Raw genomic sequence first — 19906 nt, 5'->3', positions numbered from 1 at the left:
ACACCCGACGCTATAAGCCGGCCTCTTGTCGGAGTGTGGCTCAGCCCGGTAGAGCACTGCGTTCGGGACGCAGGGGTCGCAGGTTCGAATCCTGCCACTCCGACCAAGATTTCAATGGCTTATAGTTCCCGACTGATTGCCGCGCAACGAAATGCGCGATGATTTGAAGATCGGGCGCTCGTCCACAGGGGCGGGACGTCCTTCCAGTTGCACGCCTGCGCACCTTCCACCATGATGCCCGGCTGGGTGGGGGGAAAGCTGTGACAAGCGCAAATTGGCAAACGCGGCCCTTTGGTGTCGCGAGTTTACTACTCGATCCGAAAAATCCACGACTGGGACGTGAGATCACCGCCAGGGCTCCGCGAGAGATCATTCAGTATCTCTTTGATCACGATAAAGCTCTTGAGGTTGCCAAGAGCATTGCCCTTCGCGGTTTTTTTCCAAATGAACCATTGTTGGCGATCAACGAAGGTAATCGCCTGGTTGTGGTCGAAGGGAATCGGCGCCTAGCGGCGCTGAAAGGCCTTCGAGAACCGGGCTTGTTAGAAGGGCCCGCGCGTGCGCAGCTTGAAAAGCTTGCACGAAAGATACTGGATCCCGATAGCTTAGCCCGAGTGCCTGTGACCGTGGCGCCAAGCCGCAAAGCAACCGACCGACAGGTCGCCGGCCGGCATATCGGCACTCCAGTTCTCGCTTGGCAGGCGGAAAATCGAGCGAGCTTCATTCTCGATAAAATCACCGAGGGCTATGACAACGACGAGCTTGCCGATGATCTGGGCTTTTCGGTCTCCGACATCCAGGAGGCCCGTCAGGTACGAGCAATCGCCGATATGGCTCGTGCACTTCCGCTGCCTGAGGAGGTGAAGGCAAAGCTCGATAATCCGAGAGCCAAAGTTTTTACAACCTTGAATCGCGTATTCGACTCCTCAGTCGGGCGGGAATATTTTTTTGTTGAGAAAAATGCGGACCACGGTCTTCTAGGCCGCACGGCCAAGAGCGAATTCGTGAAAGGCTTCACGCGCTTGGTGACAGATGTCGCGACCGGGAAAGCGTCGTCTCGAACGCTAAACAAGAACGAAGACATCAAGCGATACCTGGACAGCTGGAAGGGTGCGGACAAAGTAAGGAAGCGCAATGCCACCTTCGTTCCATCCGAATTAACGGACGGCAAGACTGTCGCTTCAACGGCTGCTCGTACTGCTGCTGCGACGCGGCGCCGAGGGAAGAAGGTAAGCTCGACTGTTCTCCCAAAAAACTTCCATGTGCGATTTGGAAACGATCGGCTTATCGACATTCGTGATGAGCTGACAAAGCTCGATCGTGAAAGATTCCCGAATGCAGGATCTGTCTTGCTCAGAGTCTTTTTGGAGCTTTCGATATTCTATTATCTTGATCGAATCGGAGACCTTTCGGCGCTTACCGCCGATCTAAGATCAAAGGGCAAGCTGGCGTATGGCACTCCAACGATGCGGCAGATATTGCCCGCCGTCGTGAAGATTGCAAAGGCGCAACTTCCAGAAGCCGATGCTATTCGAGTCGAAAAGGCGTTGCGCTACGATGCTTCGGCTCCATTCAGCATAAGTGAGTTGCATGCGTTTGTGCATCAAACCGGCGATTTGCCTGGGCCGCGCGAGATCCTACAATTTTGGATGCGAACTGAGCCGCTATTTCGGCTGATGCTAGAAGCGGGTGCCGAGGAAACAAAATGAGGAATGTCAGCCCGCTTCGATACCCTGGCGGAAAGTTTGTGATGGCTAACTTGCTTAGTCAGATTCGGAGGATCAACAATCTCGGTAATCGGCAGATTGCCGAGCCGTTCGCGGGCGGGGCGGGCGCGTCCCTGAATCTCTTGACTTTAGAGGAAGCACCTGAGATTCACATCAACGATGCGGACCCTGCGATCTTTGCGTTCTGGTGGTCGCTCAAACACCAGCCACTAGACTTTGCTGCGTTGCTGTCGAAAACACGCGTCAGTATGGCCGAGTGGAGACGACAGAGAGAGCTTTATCTGTCACGGCGGAAGGTGTCGCGCCTTCGGAAGGGGTTTTCCGCGTTCTACCTCAACCGCTGTAATAGATCCGGGATTATCATGAACGGCGGTCCGATCGGTGGGATCAAGCAGCGCGGGGAGTGGCTCATTGACGCTCGCTATAATAAACCCGATTTACTCGAGCGTTGCGCGAAGATCGCAGAGTTCAGTGATCGAATTTCGGTAACGGGCATTGATGGGATCGAGTTAATTAAGCAGCTTGATCACGATAAGGTATTTTTTTTCATCGATCCTCCCTACTATGAGAAGGGAGCGACGCTCTATCTAAACTCGTTGGATGCTTCATATCACGTACGGATAGCGGACGAACTGAGGAGCCGCCCAGGATCCGCTTGGGTTCTGACGTATGATGATTGTCCTGAAATCAGGTCGCTGTATCGAGGGTGGACGACTATTCGTCCATTTGGATTGCGGTACGCGGCATCTGTCCGGCGAAGCGGCAAAGAAATTATGATCGTGCCCAAACATCTCAGGTTGCCAAGTACTCAGGCATCCGGCGCGATACGCTGGTAAGTTACCATTTCCCCCGAAAGCTTCCGTCGTCGCTTACCGGCGCAAAGATGCCCTGATTTTATGGCTGAATATGCGACATGAACTCACCCCGCCAGCGCGATCTCTTTCACGACGAGGAACAGGCCGAACTATTCGGCGACGCGCCCACCCCCGTGTACCGGCCCAATCCCGATCAGGTTCGCTCTGAACTTCAGCGAATCCTCGCCGAGGCTAGGGCCGCTCAAACCCTCCCTTGGGAGCCGAAAAAGACGGCGCTGTATCAGACGATTTTTCCGCAGATGACCAGCTGTCTGCCGGAAGACGAGGGGGCACAGTTGCGGTTCGAGTTTGAAGCCGAGTTGGTCCGCTTGCGTGCGGCATAGGATCGAAGTGTAGCAGCGCTGGGGCCCACCGAGCGAACTACCGCCGCGACACCAGCACACCTAGCAAAAACGCAACCATCAGCGACGGCAGCGGCGCCTCGCGCACCATGCCGCGGACGATGTCCGGCCAGTGCGGCTCCGGGGCGAGACTCGGCGACCTGACTTCAGGTGCCGGCGCGATACCCCACTCTGATGCGAGTTCGGCGATCTCGCTCGCTGCCACACGCACGCCGTCACGAACCCGGAAGATCGCGGCCTCCGCGCGTTCGCGCGGGGCAAGCGGCATCACCGTCGCGATCGCCGTGCGCAGCTTCATCTCGCCGTAGCCTTGCAGCCGCACCGACTCCTCGGGGTCGGACATCATGCGAATTTCCTCACAGCGCGAAGTGGTGCGCGATGGTGAAGGCCGCCGTCGCGCACAGGACCAGCGTGGAAACCGCGCCGGCCACACCGCGCGCGAGATGGGCTCGCGTCAGGTGCCTGGTCATGATTTTGCTCCATGCTCTCCATGGCAATGGCGGGCACGGGCGTTGGTTCCTCGATCCCGGGCATACGACAGTCGAAGACTGCCGTGAGGGTTCGGCCTGCATGGTTCGAGACGCCCGCTTTGGCGGGCTCCTCACCATGAGGGTCGGATATCTCGCCGCAAACCGCGACCTCATCCTGAGGGCCCGCCTTAGGCGGGCGTCTCGAAGGATGGCCGCAGGTAAGCTGCCCGCCACGTCTCAAGCCCCGCAATCGTCACCGCGCACGGACCGCAGCGCCGAGAGCAGGCCCACCAGCTCAGCCTGGCCGCGAACGCCGGTCTTGGCGAAGACGCGACGCAGATGCGTCTTGACCGTGTTCGGTGAAATCTCGAGCCGGATCCCGATGGTGGACACGGAGTGGCCGAGCGAGGCCTGCAGCGCGACCTGCGCCTCCGCTTTGGTCAGCTTGTAGGCGTCCATGATCCATTGCGGCGGCAGCGCCGGTGGCCGGGCCGGGTCGAGCATGAAGATGATCGCGGCGCTGTCGCGATCCCCGAGCTCTGTGAAGCCGTCGAGCGTGCGGCCCTGCGCCGGCGTTACCAGAATGGTGATGAGGCGCCCGTCGCCGGGATGTGGAATGGCCATCGTGCCGCCGGGCGCGCCCGACAGCGCCGAGCGGGTCATACGATCGAACTGCCGGGCCGAGGCCGGCCATGCGCTCGAAAGCGTCCGGCCGCGCAACGCCAGCGCGCCGTCAGCCGTCATCGCCCGGAACGCCTTGTTGGCAAACTGAACGTGGAGCCTGCGATCGAGCAAGGCCACACCGGCCGAGAGATGGTCCAGAACCGCCGGCACGGCGTGAAAATCATGATCCGGAAATAGATTTACAATTTCACTGGTGCGCATTTGGTATGCGCTCCTTTCGACGCCGCGACGTGCGGCGGGGCAATGTCGCGATTAAACAAGTCGCGATTAAACAACGAAACGCGCGCGGCGGCCATCGCACGGCGTGTGCAGTCCTGGCCAAAGATGGGATAAATCCGGCCAAAGATTGCAATCGGAAGTTTAGGTGGCGTCGCGAGCCGCTTCGTTCTTCTGGAACTGTGCCCGATACCATTGCGGCGTCACGCCGAGCTGGCGGACGAAGGCGCGCCGCAGGCTGTGCACGGTGCCGAACCCGCACCGTTTTGCGACAGCCTGGACAGGAAGATTGGTGTCCTCGATCTGACGCCGGGCCTCGTCGAGGCGAATTCGCTCGACATATTCGCGCGGTGTCTCGTGAAACTCGTCGACGAACATCCGGCGAAAATTCCGCTCGCTCATCCCGACATGGGCCGCGAGCGCCTCGGCGCTGAGGTCTTCGGCGAGATGTGCCAGTGCCCATTCCTGCGCCTTGCGGAGGGCGGGAACAGCGCTGAACTGCGCCTGAAGATGCGTCGAGAATTGCGACTGCCCGCCTGGACGCTTGAGAAACACCACGAGGCTGCGGGCCACGCGCAGCGCGAAGGTCTGCCCGTGATCTTCCTCGATCAAGGCGAGCGCGAGATCGATCCCCGCCGTGATGCCCGCGGACGTGTAGGTCTGGCCGTCGCGTACGAAGATGCTGTCGATATCGAGGGTGGTCGACGGAAAACTTTGCGCGAAAGACGGCGCAAGCGCCCAATGCGTGGTCGCGCGCTTGCCGTCGAGAAGGCCGGCCGCAGCGAGCGGAAAGGCGCCGGTGCAGATCGAGCCGAACCGTCGCGCGCGGGGCGCCGCTTCGCGCAACCAGCCGATCAGCGCCGGATCGCGCAGCGCGGCGACGTGACCATATCCCCCCGCGACCAGAAGCGTGTCGATCGGGCCGTCGAGATCGGCGAGCGCGTGGTTGGGGACGATGGAAAACCCCAGCGACGTCGTGATCGGATCGGTCGTGACGGCGGCGACGGAGAGGCGGTACAGGCTGCGACCGGCCAGCGCATTCGCCATGGCGAAGGCTTCCATCGGGCCACAGACATCCATGGCCATGATGTCCGGATAGACGAGAACGACGATTTGGCGTTCAGGGCTGGCCGAAGCGGGCGTGCTCATGATTTGGTCAATTTCTGCGATGTGCGGTCACGATCTTGCAACACGATCTTGCAATCGGTGTCCCGCCATCGCGAGGACGAGCGCGCGCTCGCTCCCGAGACGTGCAGGCACCTAATGAACGTCCAAGATGTGGCTGGATTGTGCACAAAGCCGGGCGCGCGGCGGATCACGAATCCGTTGCGGCCTGCCGCTGTCCTATTTCCGCAGCAACTCCCGCAACGCCGCCGTCGCCTCGGCGCAGCGGATGTCGTCGATCTCCCGCGACAGGCTGAGCGCGCTCGATTTCAGCTCGTCGACCTTCCAGCTCTCGGGATGCTGACTTTCAAGCTGGTTCAGTCGCTTGTTCAAATCGTCCAATCTGGACTGAAGCTGCCCGATGCTGGCGGCTCCATTCACGTTCCAAACGCGCTGTGCACGCATCGTCGTTCCCCTGACTCGTCTCACGGCGTTGTGAGCGGGGTTCGTGGCCGCAATGGGCGTTTCTTTTGTCCGGTCCTAGATCGTGGGGAACCGTTGCAGATTGGCAACGAAAGTTCCAGACACGCGAGTGTTTCGCCCGGACGTCAACCCCTCTCCGCAAAAACATTCCGCTTTACCGAAATTCGGAAATGGCGTATGTTTTGCCCATCCCGGCTCATCCTTGAGGGGCGATCGTACGTCGTCACGAATTGCGAGCCGGGTTTGCGGTGGACGCGGCAGCGTCGGCACGAGAGGTGCGGGCAGGGCGGGTAGTCCCTGTGAGCCCGAGGCCGCGTGTGGACGAGCGGCGCTGTTGAATTCGTCTCGCCAACATTCTTGCGGCGCGTGTGCACACGGCCGCAGGACCCTGTGGCATCAGGCGAGCGCGCGTACGGCAAAACCGTGTGGTCCTGGCCGTCGTTGCTACGGCCAAGCCTGTCGCGGAGGTGTGGAGCGCCCAACCGGGTCAACCGCATCGTCAATTCGCGGGGCGAGGGAGGCCAGAAGGAATTCGGCTCCCGGGAGAGCACGGCATAAGCCGTCAACCCATCGCGCAGGGAAGGCCGAGTGATTGGCACCACCTGTATGCTGCTGTGCGGTTTTCCTGCGCTACATCTTCGCGCAGCGGACCGCGGGTGCGAGGTCAGCACCCGGCCTTCCCTGCGCCCTCTTGGACGAGAGGGCAAAGAGACGAAGCAAAGCTCGGGCGAATTGCGCCGCGAGGCCGCGAAGGTGTGTCTGGAGCTGCACACTCGCTGTCATCGCCCGGCTTGACCGGGTGATCCAGTACTCCGAGACGGTTGTGATCGAGCAGAGAGGCCGCGGCGTACTGAATTCTCCGCCTTCGCGGAGAATGACAGCGTCATTTGGAGAACCATGTTGCCTCATACTCCGTCATTGCGAGCGCGACACACTCCGCTCTCGTGCCCCGGACGCAGCGCAGCGTCTCTTCGACGGTGCGCTGCAGAGCCGGGGCCCATCTCGCTGCTTTGCCGTGTTGCTTTCTGGGTCCCGGCTCTGCGCAGCAGCGTTGCACGCTGCAGCGCGTCCGGGACAAGAGAGGGGGGCCCAATCACAACCAATTGTCTTTATTCGGAAACGATCATTCCCTATTATCCCGCAATGCAACAAGTCGCCCGCCAGTCTCAACCCTCTCCTCAGCCACCCGGCCGACCCCGGGAGTTCGACATGGATACGGCCCTGGACGGCGCGATCCGGGTGTTTTGCGAGCGCGGCTATCATGCCACCTCGATCGGAGACCTGACGGCGGCCATGCGGCTTGCCACCGGCAGCGTCTATAAGGCATTTCGCGACAAGCATTCCGTCTTCCTCGCCGCTTTCGAGCGGTACACCGCGGTACGGGGCGAGCAGACCCGCAATGCGGCTGCGCGCGGTACGAATGGCCGCGAGCGGGTGCGCCATGTGCTGCTGTCTTATGTCGAGCACTCCCAGGGCAGCGAGGGGCGGCGCGGCTGCATCGTGGTCGGCAGTGCGGTCGAGCTGTCGGCGATCGATCCGGTGATGCGTGCGCGCGTCACGGCGCAGCTCAAGACCAATGAGGCGTTCATCGCCGGCCTCATTCGCGAAGGGCAGGCCGACGGCTCGATTTCGGACCATGTCGAAGCCGACGACACCGCGCGGCTGATGATCTGCATGACACAGGGCCTGCGCGTCGTCGGCAAGGCGCGCCTGCCGCTCGACGGCGACCGCCTGGTCGGCGTCGCGATGAAGCTGCTTGCCTGAACATTTGTGAAATTAGGAAATGATCGTTTCCTATATCTGGAGGACTTTGACGTGTTGGAGAGTTTGGAATGACGATGAATGCCACGATCGAGACCGCGCCGGAGACGGATGCGGTGTCGCAACGACTGACCTTCGTGCTTGCCGCGGCCTGTGGCATGGTCGCCGCCAACATTTATTATGCCCAGCCGCTGATCGCCCCGATCAGCGCCGCGCTCGGCCTGTCGCATGCGGCGGCCGGCCTGATCGTGACCATGACGCAGATCGGCTACGGCACGGGGTTGCTGTTCATCGTGCCGCTCGGCGATCTCGTCGAGAACCGCACGTTGATCTGCACCGTGATCACGCTCGGCGCGGCGTCGCTGCTCGCCGCTGCGTTTGCAACCCATGCGCTGCCGTTCCTGATTGCCGCGCTGTTCATCGGCCTCGGCTCGGTCGCGGTGCAGATTATCATTCCCTATGCCGCACATCTGGCGCCGGAAGCCATTCGTGGCCGCGTCGTCGGCAATGTCTCGACCGGATTGATGCTCGGCATCATGCTGGCGCGACCGGCCTCGAGCTTCGTCACCGCGGCGCTGTCGTGGCATGCGGTGTTCTTCTGCTCGGCGGCGTTGATGATCGTACTCGCGATCGTGCTGCGTCTCACGCTACCGAAGCGCAAGCCGGTGGCACGCATGCATTACGGCGCGCTGCTGCTGTCGATGCCGCATCTGGTGCGCGCCACGCCGCTGTTGCGGCGGCGCGCGCTCTACCAGGCCGGCCTGTTCGGCGCCTTCACGTTGTTCTGGACGGTGGTGCCGCTTCAGCTTGCGAGCCAATTCGGCTTCACCCAGCGCGGCATCGCCCTGTTCGCGCTCGCCGGCGTGTCCGGCGTGTTCGCGGCGCCGATCGCAGGACGGCTCGCTGATCGCGGCCACAGCCGCATCGCCACGTTGGCCGCGATGCTGTTCGTCGCGGTGGGCTTCCTGGTGACGCATCTCGGCGCGGCCGGATCGATGCTCAACCTCGCCTGCCTCATGGTGGCCGCGATCGCGATCGATTTCGGAGTGCAGGGCAATGTCGTGCTGGGCTTCCGCGCCATCTTCGTGCTCGGGCACGAGCACCGCAGCCGCCTGAACGGCCTCTATATGGCGACGTTCTTCGCCGCCGGTGCCGCCGGATCCGCGCTCGGCACCTGGGCCTTCGCGCAAGGCGGCTGGACGCTGGCCTCGGCCATTGGCCTTGCGCTGCCGGTCGCGAGCCTGCTCTATGCGGTCACCGAATAGCGGTACGATTGTGTGCCGCTGCCTGTTTACCAAGCCGCGAATCGGGCGGCCTGGAGGGAGCAATTTCCACCTCGCGGATTCCCTGCAGCTGTAGTACTTTGGTCGCAAGCGGCCTGGTTAACGGCGGCAGGGGAGGCCCTATGAGGCGTGCGGGACTGGTTGGCGTACCGCGAGTACGGCCATGGTCGTGGCAGGCGTTTCTGCTCGGATTTGTCGTCGTCGCAGCGTCGGCTGCGCTTCAAGGCGCCTGCGTCGCGCTCGGTGCAAAGCTCTATTTCGCGGCGTTCCTGCCGAGCCTGTTCGCGCTCGGCGTTGTCGCAGGCGCACCGGCGGCGCTGTTCGCCGCGCTGCTCACCATTCCGGTGGTATGGTGGGCGTTCATGCCGCCCTTCTTCGAGTTCACGCCGCTGTCCAGTGCGAACGCCGATTCCATCAATTTGTTCTGCCTGCTCTCCCTGCTCCTGATCGGCCTTGCCGATCTCTGCCGCGCGACCGTGACCATCAACAGAAGCGGCGGATTGAAATCGTCGGGCGAGAGCACGGCAACGAATTCGCAATAAACAGGTGCTGCAGCGAGTGTGCGCGTTGCGCCCGCGCAACAGTCTGGCAACCATCCGCGCAGCTGGGTCGCGCCGCTAACTTTTCAAAAAAGATTTGGCCGCAATTTCTCCCGCGGGAATACGAGGGAGATTTCGACATGAACGGCCAAATCAACGGGCATGCCATTTTTGAGAACGTGCGCCGCTACCGCGGCATCGCATCGCTCTATCGCCAGACCGCGGCGTTTCGGCCCGGCCAGCGCTGGTCGCTGCTGGAGCAGGCCAGCGAGTGGGAAGCCCGCGCACTGTCGGAACTGGAAGCCTATTTCGCTGCGCGCGCCGATTACGCCGCCCCGCGCGCTGCCTGATTGATAACCATCCGCTCGCGAACAGAACCCGTGACGACTACGGAGTTGCCCCGCTGCCTGCGTGTGCTAGCAATCCGTACAGATCTCTCACGATGGCCGGGGCGAGCGATGACCACCTTCAACCGCATCTTCACGACAGAGCGCCTGCTCCAGATCATCATCATTCTGGCGGCGACGGTCGCGATGAAGCTGATGGCCTGAGCGCCGGCGCGCTACCGCTCGCCGAAATCGGGCACTTCGGGCAGATAGTTCGAGCCTTCTGATCCCAAAAAATCGAACATCGCCTGCGCCGGCGGCAGCAGTACCTTGTCGCTGCGGCGGATCACGTACCATTGCCGGACGATGGGCAGGCCCGCGACGTCGAGCACGATGAGGCGGCCCTCGGCGAGCTCATGCGCCACCGTGTGCGCCGAGATGAAGGCGATGCCGAGACCTGCGATCACCGCCTGCTTGATCGTCTCGTTGCTGCTCATCTCCATGCCGATGATCGGTTCGAGATCGGACTTCTGGAACATCCCCTCCATCAGCGTGCGCGTGCCCGAACCCGCCTCGCGGGTGAGGAAAGTCTCGTGCACGAGATCGGTCAGGCTGAGGCCTGAATCCTTCTCCAGCCAGTGTCCCTTGCGCGCGACGATGATGTGCGGATTGCGCCCGAGCTGGCGGACATCGACGCTGACGTCGGCCGGCGGCCGACCCATCACGGCGAAATCGAGCTCGTAGCCATGCATGGCCTCGCGGATCTCCTCGCGGTTGCCGATGGTGAGCTTGATCTCGATTTTCGGCGAGCGCTTGGAAAATGCCGCGATCGCGTGCGGCACGAAATATTTCGCGGTCGAGACCGCGCCGAGATGCACCGTGCCGCCAGTCCTGCCCGCAAGCAGGTCAAGCGCGCCCTGGCAGTCCGTGATCGCGGCTTCGACGCGTTCCGCGAGCGCCAGCACTTCGCGGCCTGCTTCCGTCAGCAGCATGCCGTCGCCAGTCCGCTGCACCAGCGGCAGGCCGGCGAGGTCCTGAAGCTGCCGGAGCTGCTGCGTCACGGCCGGCTGGGTCAGCCCAAGCTGGGTCGAGGCCGCGGTGACGCTGCCCTTGGCCGACAGCGCCGCAAGCGAGCGCAACTGCCGGATCGTCAGATGCCGGAGCTGGGTCACCGCATGGCCGGGGCCTTTATAAGAAAATTCTTTGGCGCTCATTATGAATAGAAATTTTCCTTATTAAGCCGGCCCTGTCAATCTCCTCGTGCTGGGACCGACCGCACCGACCTCCAGAGGCGAGGGAACTGGATGCGGCGCCCACAAGGGGATGGACGCAGATGATCGGGCAACTCAGGCTGGACGACCACCTTCAACGGTATTCCGAGACGGCGCCGCATGCGCTGGCCGTGGCGGCCGCAGTCGACGCCATCGCGGCGGCTGCGATCGAGATCGCCGACCTCATCGCCACCGGCGATCTCGCGGTCGCCTCCGGCCTGACCACCGGCCGCAACACCGACGGCGACGTCCAGCGCGACCTCGATGTGCAGGCGGATGCGATCCTGCGCCGCTGCCTCAGTAAGTTGCCGATCGCTGCGCTGGCGTCCGAAGAGATGCGCGAGCCGCAATTCGGAGACCGCGAGGCCAAGATCTGCGTCGCGATCGATCCGCTCGACGGTTCCTCCAACATCGATCTCAACATGACCGTCGGCACGATCTTCTCGATCCTGCCAGCGCCGGACGATCTCGGTCTCGCCTTCCATCAGCGCGGGGCGGCGCAACTCGCGGCGGGCTTCATCACATACGGTCCCCAGACCGCGCTGGTGCTGACGCTGGGCGACGGCGTCGACATCTTCACCCTCGATCGCAAGGCCGGCTGCTTCCGTCTGGCGCGCAGCGCCGTGCAGATTTCCGAGGCGTGCGAGGAGTTCGCGATCAACATCTCCAACCGCCGCCATTGGGATTCGCCGGTGCGCGCCTTCATCGACGAATGTCTCGCCGGCGTCGACGGGCCTGCCAACCACAATTTCAACATGCGCTGGATCGGCTCGTTGGTCGCGGAGGCCTATCGCATTCTGACCCGCGGCGGCGTGTTCCTCTATCCCTCCGACGCGCGGCCCGGCTATGGCGACGGCCGTCTGCGCCTCGTCTACGAAGCGCACCCGATGGCGATGATCATCGAGCAGGCCGGCGGCTCGGCCTCGACTGGAAGCGAGCGCATCCTCGATCTCTCAGCGCAAAACCTGCACCAGCGCGTGCCGCTGGTCATGGGCTCCAGCAACGAGGTGCGGCGTGTTGCCGAACTGCACTGCGATCCGCTGCTGGTTGCGAGTGTCTCCGCGCCGCTGTTCGCGCGGCGCGGCTTCTTCCGGTTGTGAGCGAGGTGACCCATGTCCAGAAAGCATCCGATCATCTCCATCACCGGCTCCTCCGGCGCGGGTACGACGTCGGTCAAGAAGACCTTTGAACAGATATTCTTCCGCGAGAAGGTCAACGCCGCCTACATCGAGGGCGATGCCTTCCATCGTTACGACCGCGCCGAGATGCGCGCGCAGATGGCCACGGAGGCCGAACGCGGCAACAAGCATTTCAGCCATTTCAGCCCCGAGACCAATCTGTTTGAGGAGCTGGAGCGGGCCTTCCGCGACTATGGCGAGACTGGGACGGCGACGACGCGGCACTATGTACACGACGCCGAGGAATCCGCACTGCACGGTGCCGCGCCCGGCACTTTCACCGAATGGGAGCGGCTGCCGGAGAATTCCGACCTGCTGTTCTACGAAGGCCTGCATGGCGCTGTGGTCACCGACAGGGTGAATGTCGCGCGCTATGCCGACCTCAAGATCGGCGTCGTGCCCGTGATCAATCTCGAATGGATCCAGAAGCTGCATCGCGACCGCAGCGCGCGCGGCTATTCGACCGAGGCCGTCACCGACACCATCCTGCGGCGGATGCCGGATTACATCCACTATATCTGCCCGCAATTCACCGAGACGGACATCAACTTCCAGCGCGTGCCGACGGTAGACACATCCAATCCGTTCATCGCGCGCTGGATCCCGACTCCGGACGAATCGATGGTCGTGATCCGCTTCAAGAATCCGCGCGGCATCGATTTCCCCTATCTGCTCTCGATGCTGCCGCACAGCTGGATGTCCCGCGCGAACTCGATCGTGTGTCCGGGCGCGAAGCTTGACCTCGCGATGCAGCTCATCCTGACGCCGCTGATCATGCAGCTGATCGAACGCAAGCGGGGCCTGAAATGATCCACAACAACGACAACAACGGGAGGGTTTGATGAACATCTCGGTTCATGCCGACGCCGACCTCACGGCAGTCGGGCACAGCGACCTCGCCAATGCCGTCCGCTTCCTAGCGGTCGACGCGATCGAGACGTCCCAGTCCGGCCATCCCGGTCTGCCCATGGGCATGGCCGATGTCGCGACCGTGCTGTTCTCGCGCTTCCTCAAATTCGACTCGGCGCATCCGAACTGGCCGGACCGCGACCGCTTCGTGCTCTCAGCCGGCCACGGCTCGATGCTGCTCTATGCGCTGCTGCATCTCACTGGCGGCGATGTCAGCCTCGACGACATCAAGGCGTTCCGGCAATGGGGCTCGAAAACGCCGGGGCATCCAGAATATGGCCACACGCCGGGTGTCGAGACCACGACGGGACCGTTGGGGCAGGGGATCGCCACGGCGGTCGGCATGGCGCTCGCCGAGCGCATGGCCAATGCACGGCATGGCGATGGCCTCGTCGATCACTTCACCTATGTGATCGCCGGCGACGGCTGCCTGATGGAAGGCATCAGCCAGGAGGCGATCTCGCTCGCCGGCCATCTCCAGCTCGGCCGCCTGATCGTGCTGTTCGACGACAACGGCATTTCGATCGACGGGCCGACCTCGCTCGCAACCTCGGATGACCAGCTGGCGCGCTTCGCTGCATCCGGCTGGTCGGTGCGCCGCGTCGACGGGCACGATCCCGAGGCAATCGCGCAGGCGATCGCGGAGGAGCGCGAAACCGCAAAACCGTCGCTGATCGCCTGCCGCACCATCATCGGCTATGGCGCGCCGGACCGGCAGGGCACCGAGAAGGCGCATGGCGCGCCGCTCGGCGCCGAGCAGGCCACGGCAGCGCGGCGGACGCTCGGCTGGGATTATCAGCCATTCGTGGTGCCTGTCACGATCATGAAGGCGTGGCGGATGATCGGCCAGCGCGGGCAGGTGGATCGTCTCGCTTGGCTCGATCGCTACGAAGATGCGACGCCTGAGGTGCGCGACCAGTTCATCGAGGGCAAAGCGGTTGCCCTGCCGAACGCCTATGCCCGGGCCTCGGCGAAATTGCGCGAGCGCTTTGCGACCGAGCGTCCAAAGCTCGCGACGCGGCAGGCCTCGCAACAGGTGCTCGACACCATCGCGGGAACCATTCCTGGATTTGTCGGCGGCTCGGCGGACCTGACGCATTCGAACCTGACGCATGCCAAGGTGCAGGCGCCGGTCAAGCGCGGCGCGTTCGCCGGCGATTACATCCACTATGGCATCCGCGAGCACGGCATGGCTGCCGCGATGAACGGCCTCGCGCTGCATGGCGGATTCGTTCCCTATGGGGGCACGTTCCTTGCCTTCTCCGACTACAGCAGGCCGGCGATCCGCCTTGCGGCCCTGATGCGGCTACGCGTCATCCATGTGATGACGCATGACTCCATCGGCCTCGGCGAGGATGGTCCGACGCATCAGCCGGTCGAGCATCTCGCCGCGCTCCGCGTCATTCCGAACCTGCTGGTGTTCCGTCCCGCAGACGCGGTCGAGACGCTGGAAGCCTGGGATTGCGCGCTCGAGGCGGAGGACCGTCCCTCCGTGTTGTGCCTGTCGCGCCAGGCGCTGCCGACCTTCCGCAGCGATGTGCGTGGCAGAAATCGCGTCGCGCGCGGCGCCTATCTCATCGTCTCGCCCGACGGGGGGCGCGACGTCACGCTGATGGCGACCGGCTCGGAAGTGTCGATCGCGCTGGAAGCCGCCCGCCTGCTTGCAACAGAGCATGTCCGCGCCGCCGTCGTGTCCGCACCCTGCTTCGCCCTGTTCGAAGAACAACCGGACGATTATCGCGCCGCTGTTCTCGGCACCGCGCCGCGTGTCGGCGTCGAGGCCGCCGTCGCCGGCAATTGGCATCGCTGGATCGGCGCTGAGGGCGAGTTCGTCGGCATGCGCGGCTTCGGCGCCTCGGCACCGGCGCCCGTGCTCTACCGCGAATTCGGCATCACGCCGCAAGGCATTGCCGAAGCTGCCCGGCGGGCGATCGCCCGCACTCGTAAGCAATAACAGGAGGACTTGTCGTGGCCCGTATCACCCTTCGCCAACTGCTCGATCATGCCGCCAGCCACGGCTACGCGGTGCCGGCGTTCAACATCAACAACATGGAGCAGGGCATCGCGATCATGCAGGCGGCCGCCGAGGTCGACGCGCCCGTCATCATCCAAGCCTCGCGTGGCGCCCGCAGCTATGCCGGCGACCTCATGCTCTCGCACATGATCGACGCGCTGGAGCGGACCTATCCCGACATTCCGCTCTGCATGCACCAGGACCACGGCAATGACGAGGCAACCTGTGCGTCGGCCATCGCCCATGGCTTCACCTCCGTGATGATGGACGGCTCGCTCAAGGCCGATGCCAAGACGGCGGCTGACTACGACTACAATGTCGCGATCACCCGCCGCGTCGTCGATCTCGCGCATTGGGTCGGCGCCTCCGTTGAAGGGGAGCTCGGTGTGCTCGGCTCGCTGGAGCACGGCGGCGGCGAGCAGGAGGACGGCCACGGCGTCGAAGGCAAGGTCAGCCACGACCAGTTGCTGACAGATCCCGACCAGGCCGTCGACTTCGTCCGCGCTACCAAGGTCGATGCGCTGGCGATCGCGATGGGCACCTCGCATGGCGCCTACAAGTTCAGCCGCAAGCCTGATGGCGACATCCTGGCGATGCGGGTGGTCGAGGAGATCCACCACCGGCTGCCGAACACGCATCTGGTGATGCACGGCTCCTCCTCGGTGCCGCAGCCGCTGCAGGACATGTTCAATCAGTTCGGCGGCGAGATGCCGCAGACCTGGGGCGTGCCGGTCGAAGAAATCGTGCGCGGCATCAAGAGCGGCGTGCGCAAGGTCAATATCGACACGGATTGCCGGCTGGCGATGACCGCCGTGTTCCGCAAGGTCGCGGCGCAAGCGCGCTCCGAATTCGATCCGCGCAAATTCCTCAAGCCTGCGACGGACGCGATGCGCGACCTTTGCCGCGACCGCTTCGAGCAGTTCGGCACCGCCGGCCACGCCAGCAAGATCAAGGTCATTCCGTTGAGCGAGATGGCGCGACGCTATCGCGCAGGCGAACTCGACCCGAGTGTCGGCGCCCGCGAGCCGGTTGCCGCCTAATCATTCAGAGAGAGAAGAGCAGGAGAGAGCCATGAATGCACATGCAGGAACCGTCCGCGGCAAGGAACGCTATCGATCGGGCGTGATGGAATACAAGCGCATGGGCTATTGGGAGCCCGAGTACACGCCGAAGGACACCGACGTCATCGCGCTGTTCCGCGTCACGCCGCAGGAAGGCGTCGACCCGATCGAGGCGTCGGCGGCCGTCGCCGGCGAATCCTCGACGGCAACCTGGACGGTGGTGTGGACCGATCGCCTGACCGCCGCCGAGAAGTATCGCGCAAAGTGCTATCGCGTCGATCCGGTACCAGGCACGCCTGGCTCGTATTTCGCTTACATCGCCTATGACCTCGATCTGTTCGAGCCGGGTTCGATCGCGAACCTCTCGGCCTCGATCATCGGCAACGTGTTCGGCTTCAAGCCGCTGAAGGCGCTGCGTCTGGAGGACATGCGCTTCCCGGTCGCCTATGTGAAGACATTTCAGGGTCCGGCGACCGGCATAGTGGTCGAGCGCGAGCGGCTCGATAAGTTCGGCCGGCCGCTGCTCGGCGCAACGGTCAAACCGAAGCTCGGACTTTCGGGCCGCAACTACGGCCGCGTGGTCTACGAGGCGCTGAAGGGCGGGCTCGACTTCACCAAGGACGACGAGAACATCAACTCGCAGCCCTTCATGCACTGGCGCGACCGCTTCCTCTATTGCATGGAGGCGGTGAACCGGGCGCAGGCAGCCTCGGGTGAGGTGAAGGGCACGTACCTGAACATCACCGCAGGCACGATGGAGGACATGTATGAGCGCGCAGAGTTTGCGAAGGAGCTCGGGTCGTGCATCGTCATGATCGACCTCGTGATCGGTTACACCGCGATCCAGTCCATGGCGAAATGGGCGCGCCGCAACGACATGATCCTGCATCTGCACCGCGCCGGGCACTCGACCTATACGCGGCAGAAGAGCCACGGCGTGTCGTTCCGCGTCATCGCCAAATGGATGCGCCTCGCCGGCGTCGATCATATCCATGCCGGCACGGTCGTCGGCAAGCTCGAAGGCGATCCCAACACCACGCGCGGCTATTACGACGTCTGCCGCGAGGACTTCAACCCGACCAAGCTCGAGCATGGCCTGTTCTTCGACCAGTCCTGGGCGAGCCTGAACAAAATGATGCCGGTCGCCTCCGGCGGCATCCATGCCGGCCAGATGCACCAGCTGCTCGATCTCCTCGGCGAGGACGTCGTGCTGCAATTCGGCGGCGGCACCATCGGCCATCCCATGGGCATAGCTGCCGGCGCGATCGCCAACCGCGTGGCGCTGGAAGCGATGATCCTCGCCCGCAACGAGGGCCGCGACTATGTGCATGAAGGCCCGGAGATCCTGGCCAGAGCAGCCGAGACCTGCACGCCGCTGAAGGCTGCGCTCGAGGTCTGGAAGGACGTCACTTTCAACTATCAATCCACTGACACGCCGGACTTCGTGCCGACCGCGCTCGAAACCGTTTGAGGAGACGCGACATGAAACTGACCCAGGGCTGCTTCTCGTTCCTGCCCGACCTGACCGACGATCAGATCGCTAAGCAGGTGCAATATTGCCTGACCAACGGCTGGGCGGTGAATATCGAGTTCACCGACGATCCGCATCCCCGCAACACCTATTGGGAGATGTGGGGCCTGCCGATGTTCGATCTCCAGGACGCCGCCGGCGTGATGATGGAGCTCGCGGAGTGCCGCCGGGTCTATGGCGACCGCTACATCCGTGTGAGCGGCTTCGATTCCAGCCACGGCTGGGAATCGGTGCGGATCTCCTTCCTGGTCAACCGCCCGCCGCAAGAGGCCGAGTTCGAGCTGGTGCGGCAGGAGGTTGGTGGCCGCGCGATCCGGTACAGCACTGTTCGCAAGGTGGTCACTCACGCCCGGCAATAGCCATTCGTCTCCGCGCGGAGCACTCCCTGCTCCGTATCCTTGGCGGACCACTGCTTCGCCGCTCCCCCCGCGGCGAAGCTCTTTTCTTCGAGGTGCCGATGCTCGACGTTCCCCACGCGACGACAACCGAGCCCAACGAGACCAGCTTCGATCTCCGCAGGGAGGCCGAAGCGGCCGGGATCACCGATACGCTGCAACAGCTCGAGCAGGAACTGATTGGGCTGCGGCCGGTCAAGAGCCGCGTACGCCAGATCGCGTCGCTCCTGCTGATCGAGCGTATCCGGCAGCGTGCCGGCCTGGCGTCTGCGCCACCGACGCTGCATATGTCGTTCACCGGAAATCCCGGCACCGGCAAGACCACCGTGGCGCTGCGCATGGCAAAAATCCTGCACGGGCTCGGCTTCGTGCGGCGCGGGCAAGTCATCTCGGTGACGCGCGATGATCTCGTCGGGCAATATATCGGCCACACAGCACCGAAGACCAAGGAGATCCTGAAGAAGGCGATGGGCGGCGTTCTCTTCATCGACGAAGCTTATTATCTGCACCGGCCCGACAACGAGCGCGACTACGGCCAGGAGGCGATCGAGATCCTGTTGCAAGTGATGGAGAACCAGCGCGAGGACTTGGTCGTAATCCTCGCCGGCTATGGCGAACGGATGACGAACTTCTTCGCCTCCAATCCCGGCTTCCGCTCGCGCATCGCCCACCACATCGATTTCCCGGACTATGCGGAAGCAGAGCTGCTGGTGATTGCCGAATCGATGTTGAAGGAGCGCGGCTACCGTTTCTCGACGATGGCGCGCGAGGCGTTCGAGAAGTACATCGCGCTGCGAAGAACCCAGCCGTTCTTCTCCAACGCGCGCTCGGTCCGCAACGCGGTCGATCGCATCCGCCTGCGGCAAGCCGACCGCCTGGTGTCGGATCTCGACCGCATGCTCGACGTCGCCGATCTCGAAACCATCGATCCCGCTGACGTGCTGGCGAGTCGCGTCTTCAACGGTGGCGCCGATGTGCGGAGTTCCAAGCCATGAACAAAGAGATCACCATCGCGCCCTCGATCCTGGCTGCAGATTTCGCGCGCCTCGGCGAGGAGATCGCAGCGATCGATGCGGCCGGCGCCGACTGGATCCATTGCGACGTCATGGACGGCCACTTCGTGCCGAACATCAGTTTTGGCGCAGACGTCATCAAGGCGATCCGGCCTGTGACGAAGAAGGTCTTTGACGTGCATCTGATGATCACGCCGACTGATCCGTATCTGGAGGCCTTCGCGAAGGCAGGCGCCGACGTCATCACTGTTCATGCCGAGGCGGGGCCGCATCTCGATCGCTCGCTCCAGGCGATCCGCGCGCTGGGCAAGAAGGCCGGTGTCAGCCTTTGCCCATCGACTTCCGAGAGCGCGATCGAATATGTGCTTGATCGTCTCGACCTGGTGCTGGTGATGACGGTCAACCCGGGCTTCGGCGGCCAGTCCTTTCTCGAATCCCAGCTCGGGAAGATCAGGCGGATTCGAAGCATGATTGGCGAGCGGCCGATCCGGCTCGAGGTCGATGGCGGTGTCACGCGCGACAATGCCGCCGTCGTTGCGGCTGCGGGCGCCGATACGCTGGTCGCGGGTTCCGCAGTGTTCCGCGGCATCAGCGGCGCCGATTATGCCGCTAACATCGCGGCCATTCGCGTTGCTGCGGAGGCCGGTCGACGTCCAAAGTTGCAGGAAAGTTCCGCGCAGCCGATGCGAGCCGGCGAGAGTGCGCTCATCCGGTAGACTACGGAG

At 63.3% G+C, this 19906-nt stretch carries 20 protein-coding genes and 1 tRNA gene; 16 read left to right on the top strand and 5 right to left on the bottom strand.

What is annotated here, in order from left to right:
* Positions 1–29 precede the first annotated feature (29 nt).
* The 4 genes from YUA_RS0101865 to YUA_RS0101850 all read left to right on the top strand — a co-directional run bounded on the left by YUA_RS0101865 (position 30) and on the right by YUA_RS0101850 (position 2925).
* Positions 30–106 (top strand) — tRNA-Pro (locus YUA_RS0101865).
* 154 nt (positions 107–260) lie between these two features.
* Complete coding sequence (locus YUA_RS0101860) at positions 261–1709, top strand: hypothetical protein (protein WP_156947032.1); 1449 nt, start codon at positions 261–263, stop codon at positions 1707–1709.
* Positions 1706–2563, top strand: a complete 858-nt coding sequence (locus YUA_RS0101855) for a DNA adenine methylase (protein WP_027529109.1) — start codon at positions 1706–1708, stop codon at positions 2561–2563. The genes YUA_RS0101860 and YUA_RS0101855 overlap by 4 nt, the downstream gene beginning before the upstream one ends.
* A gap of 77 nt (positions 2564–2640) precedes the next feature.
* Complete coding sequence (locus tag YUA_RS0101850) at positions 2641–2925, top strand: hypothetical protein (RefSeq protein WP_027529108.1); 285 nt, start codon at positions 2641–2643, stop codon at positions 2923–2925.
* Between the two features lie 37 nt (positions 2926–2962).
* Here the strand turns inward: YUA_RS0101850 and YUA_RS0101845 are convergent, their stop codons facing one another.
* The 4 genes from YUA_RS0101845 to YUA_RS0101825 form a co-directional block, all read right to left on the bottom strand.
* On the bottom strand, positions 2963–3289 hold the full coding sequence (locus tag YUA_RS0101845) for a hypothetical protein (protein ID WP_027529107.1): 327 nt from the start codon (positions 3287–3289) through the stop codon (positions 2963–2965).
* A 361-nt stretch (positions 3290–3650) separates the two neighbouring features.
* Positions 3651–4298, bottom strand: coding sequence for a helix-turn-helix transcriptional regulator (locus tag YUA_RS0101835; RefSeq protein WP_084291939.1), 648 nt, complete (start codon positions 4296–4298; stop codon positions 3651–3653).
* Positions 4299–4457: 159 nt separating this feature from the next.
* Positions 4458–5462 carry a GlxA family transcriptional regulator gene (locus YUA_RS0101830; protein ID WP_027529105.1) on the bottom strand — a complete coding sequence of 335 codons (1005 nt, stop codon included), beginning with the start codon at positions 5460–5462 and terminating at the stop codon, positions 4458–4460.
* 195 nt (positions 5463–5657) lie between these two features.
* On the bottom strand, positions 5658–5882 hold the full coding sequence (locus YUA_RS0101825; RefSeq protein WP_027529104.1) for a hypothetical protein: 225 nt from the start codon (positions 5880–5882) through the stop codon (positions 5658–5660).
* A gap of 1227 nt (positions 5883–7109) precedes the next feature.
* Between YUA_RS0101825 and YUA_RS0101820 the strand changes: the two genes are divergently transcribed.
* The 4 genes from YUA_RS0101820 to YUA_RS0101805 all read left to right on the top strand — a co-directional run bounded on the left by YUA_RS0101820 (position 7110) and on the right by YUA_RS0101805 (position 9833).
* Positions 7110–7664, top strand: a complete 555-nt coding sequence (locus tag YUA_RS0101820) for a TetR/AcrR family transcriptional regulator (RefSeq protein WP_027529103.1) — start codon at positions 7110–7112, stop codon at positions 7662–7664.
* Positions 7665–7732: 68 nt separating this feature from the next.
* Positions 7733–8926, top strand: a complete 1194-nt coding sequence (locus YUA_RS0101815; protein WP_027529102.1) for an MFS transporter — start codon at positions 7733–7735, stop codon at positions 8924–8926.
* A gap of 140 nt (positions 8927–9066) precedes the next feature.
* On the top strand, positions 9067–9486 hold the full coding sequence (locus YUA_RS0101810; protein ID WP_027529101.1) for a hypothetical protein: 420 nt from the start codon (positions 9067–9069) through the stop codon (positions 9484–9486).
* Between the two features lie 137 nt (positions 9487–9623).
* The gene (locus YUA_RS0101805; protein ID WP_027529100.1) at positions 9624–9833 is read left to right on the top strand and encodes a hypothetical protein; all 210 of its coding nucleotides are present in this window, start codon (positions 9624–9626) and stop codon (positions 9831–9833) included.
* 212 nt (positions 9834–10045) lie between these two features.
* Here YUA_RS0101805 and YUA_RS0101795 read toward each other — a convergent pair whose 3' ends face one another.
* Positions 10046–11023: a LysR family transcriptional regulator gene (locus YUA_RS0101795; RefSeq protein ID WP_027529099.1), complete on the bottom strand. Its 978-nt coding sequence runs from the start codon at positions 11021–11023 to the stop codon at positions 10046–10048.
* Positions 11024–11142: 119 nt separating this feature from the next.
* Here YUA_RS0101795 and YUA_RS0101790 point away from each other — a divergent pair, with 119 nt between their 5' ends.
* The 8 genes from YUA_RS0101790 to rpe all read left to right on the top strand — a co-directional run bounded on the left by YUA_RS0101790 (position 11143) and on the right by rpe (position 19897).
* Positions 11143–12180 carry a class 1 fructose-bisphosphatase gene (locus tag YUA_RS0101790; protein ID WP_027529098.1) on the top strand — a complete coding sequence of 346 codons (1038 nt, stop codon included), beginning with the start codon at positions 11143–11145 and terminating at the stop codon, positions 12178–12180.
* Between the two features lie 12 nt (positions 12181–12192).
* Positions 12193–13068, top strand: a complete 876-nt coding sequence (locus YUA_RS0101785; RefSeq protein ID WP_027529097.1) for a phosphoribulokinase — start codon at positions 12193–12195, stop codon at positions 13066–13068.
* Between the two features lie 31 nt (positions 13069–13099).
* Entirely contained in the window at positions 13100–15121 is a 2022-nt protein-coding gene (gene tkt / locus YUA_RS0101780) for a transketolase (protein WP_027529096.1), read from the top strand.
* A gap of 14 nt (positions 15122–15135) precedes the next feature.
* Complete coding sequence (gene fba, locus YUA_RS0101775) at positions 15136–16221, top strand: class II fructose-bisphosphate aldolase (protein ID WP_027529095.1); 1086 nt, start codon at positions 15136–15138, stop codon at positions 16219–16221.
* A gap of 31 nt (positions 16222–16252) precedes the next feature.
* Entirely contained in the window at positions 16253–17713 is a 1461-nt protein-coding gene (locus YUA_RS0101770) for a form I ribulose bisphosphate carboxylase large subunit (protein ID WP_027529094.1), read from the top strand.
* An 11-nt stretch (positions 17714–17724) separates the two neighbouring features.
* The gene (locus YUA_RS0101765; RefSeq protein WP_027529093.1) at positions 17725–18132 is read left to right on the top strand and encodes a ribulose bisphosphate carboxylase small subunit; all 408 of its coding nucleotides are present in this window, start codon (positions 17725–17727) and stop codon (positions 18130–18132) included.
* Positions 18133–18230: 98 nt separating this feature from the next.
* On the top strand, positions 18231–19163 hold the full coding sequence (gene cbbX / locus YUA_RS0101755) for a CbbX protein (protein WP_027529092.1): 933 nt from the start codon (positions 18231–18233) through the stop codon (positions 19161–19163).
* On the top strand, positions 19160–19897 hold the full coding sequence (rpe, locus tag YUA_RS0101750) for a ribulose-phosphate 3-epimerase (protein ID WP_027529091.1): 738 nt from the start codon (positions 19160–19162) through the stop codon (positions 19895–19897). Before cbbX ends, rpe begins: the two co-directional genes overlap by 4 nt.
* The last annotated feature ends 9 nt before the right edge of the window (positions 19898–19906 follow it).

Source organism: Bradyrhizobium sp. WSM3983 (genome assembly GCF_000473045.1).
Lineage (GTDB): Bacteria > Pseudomonadota > Alphaproteobacteria > Rhizobiales > Xanthobacteraceae > Bradyrhizobium.
This window is presented reverse-complemented; position numbering and strand designations above follow the sequence as displayed.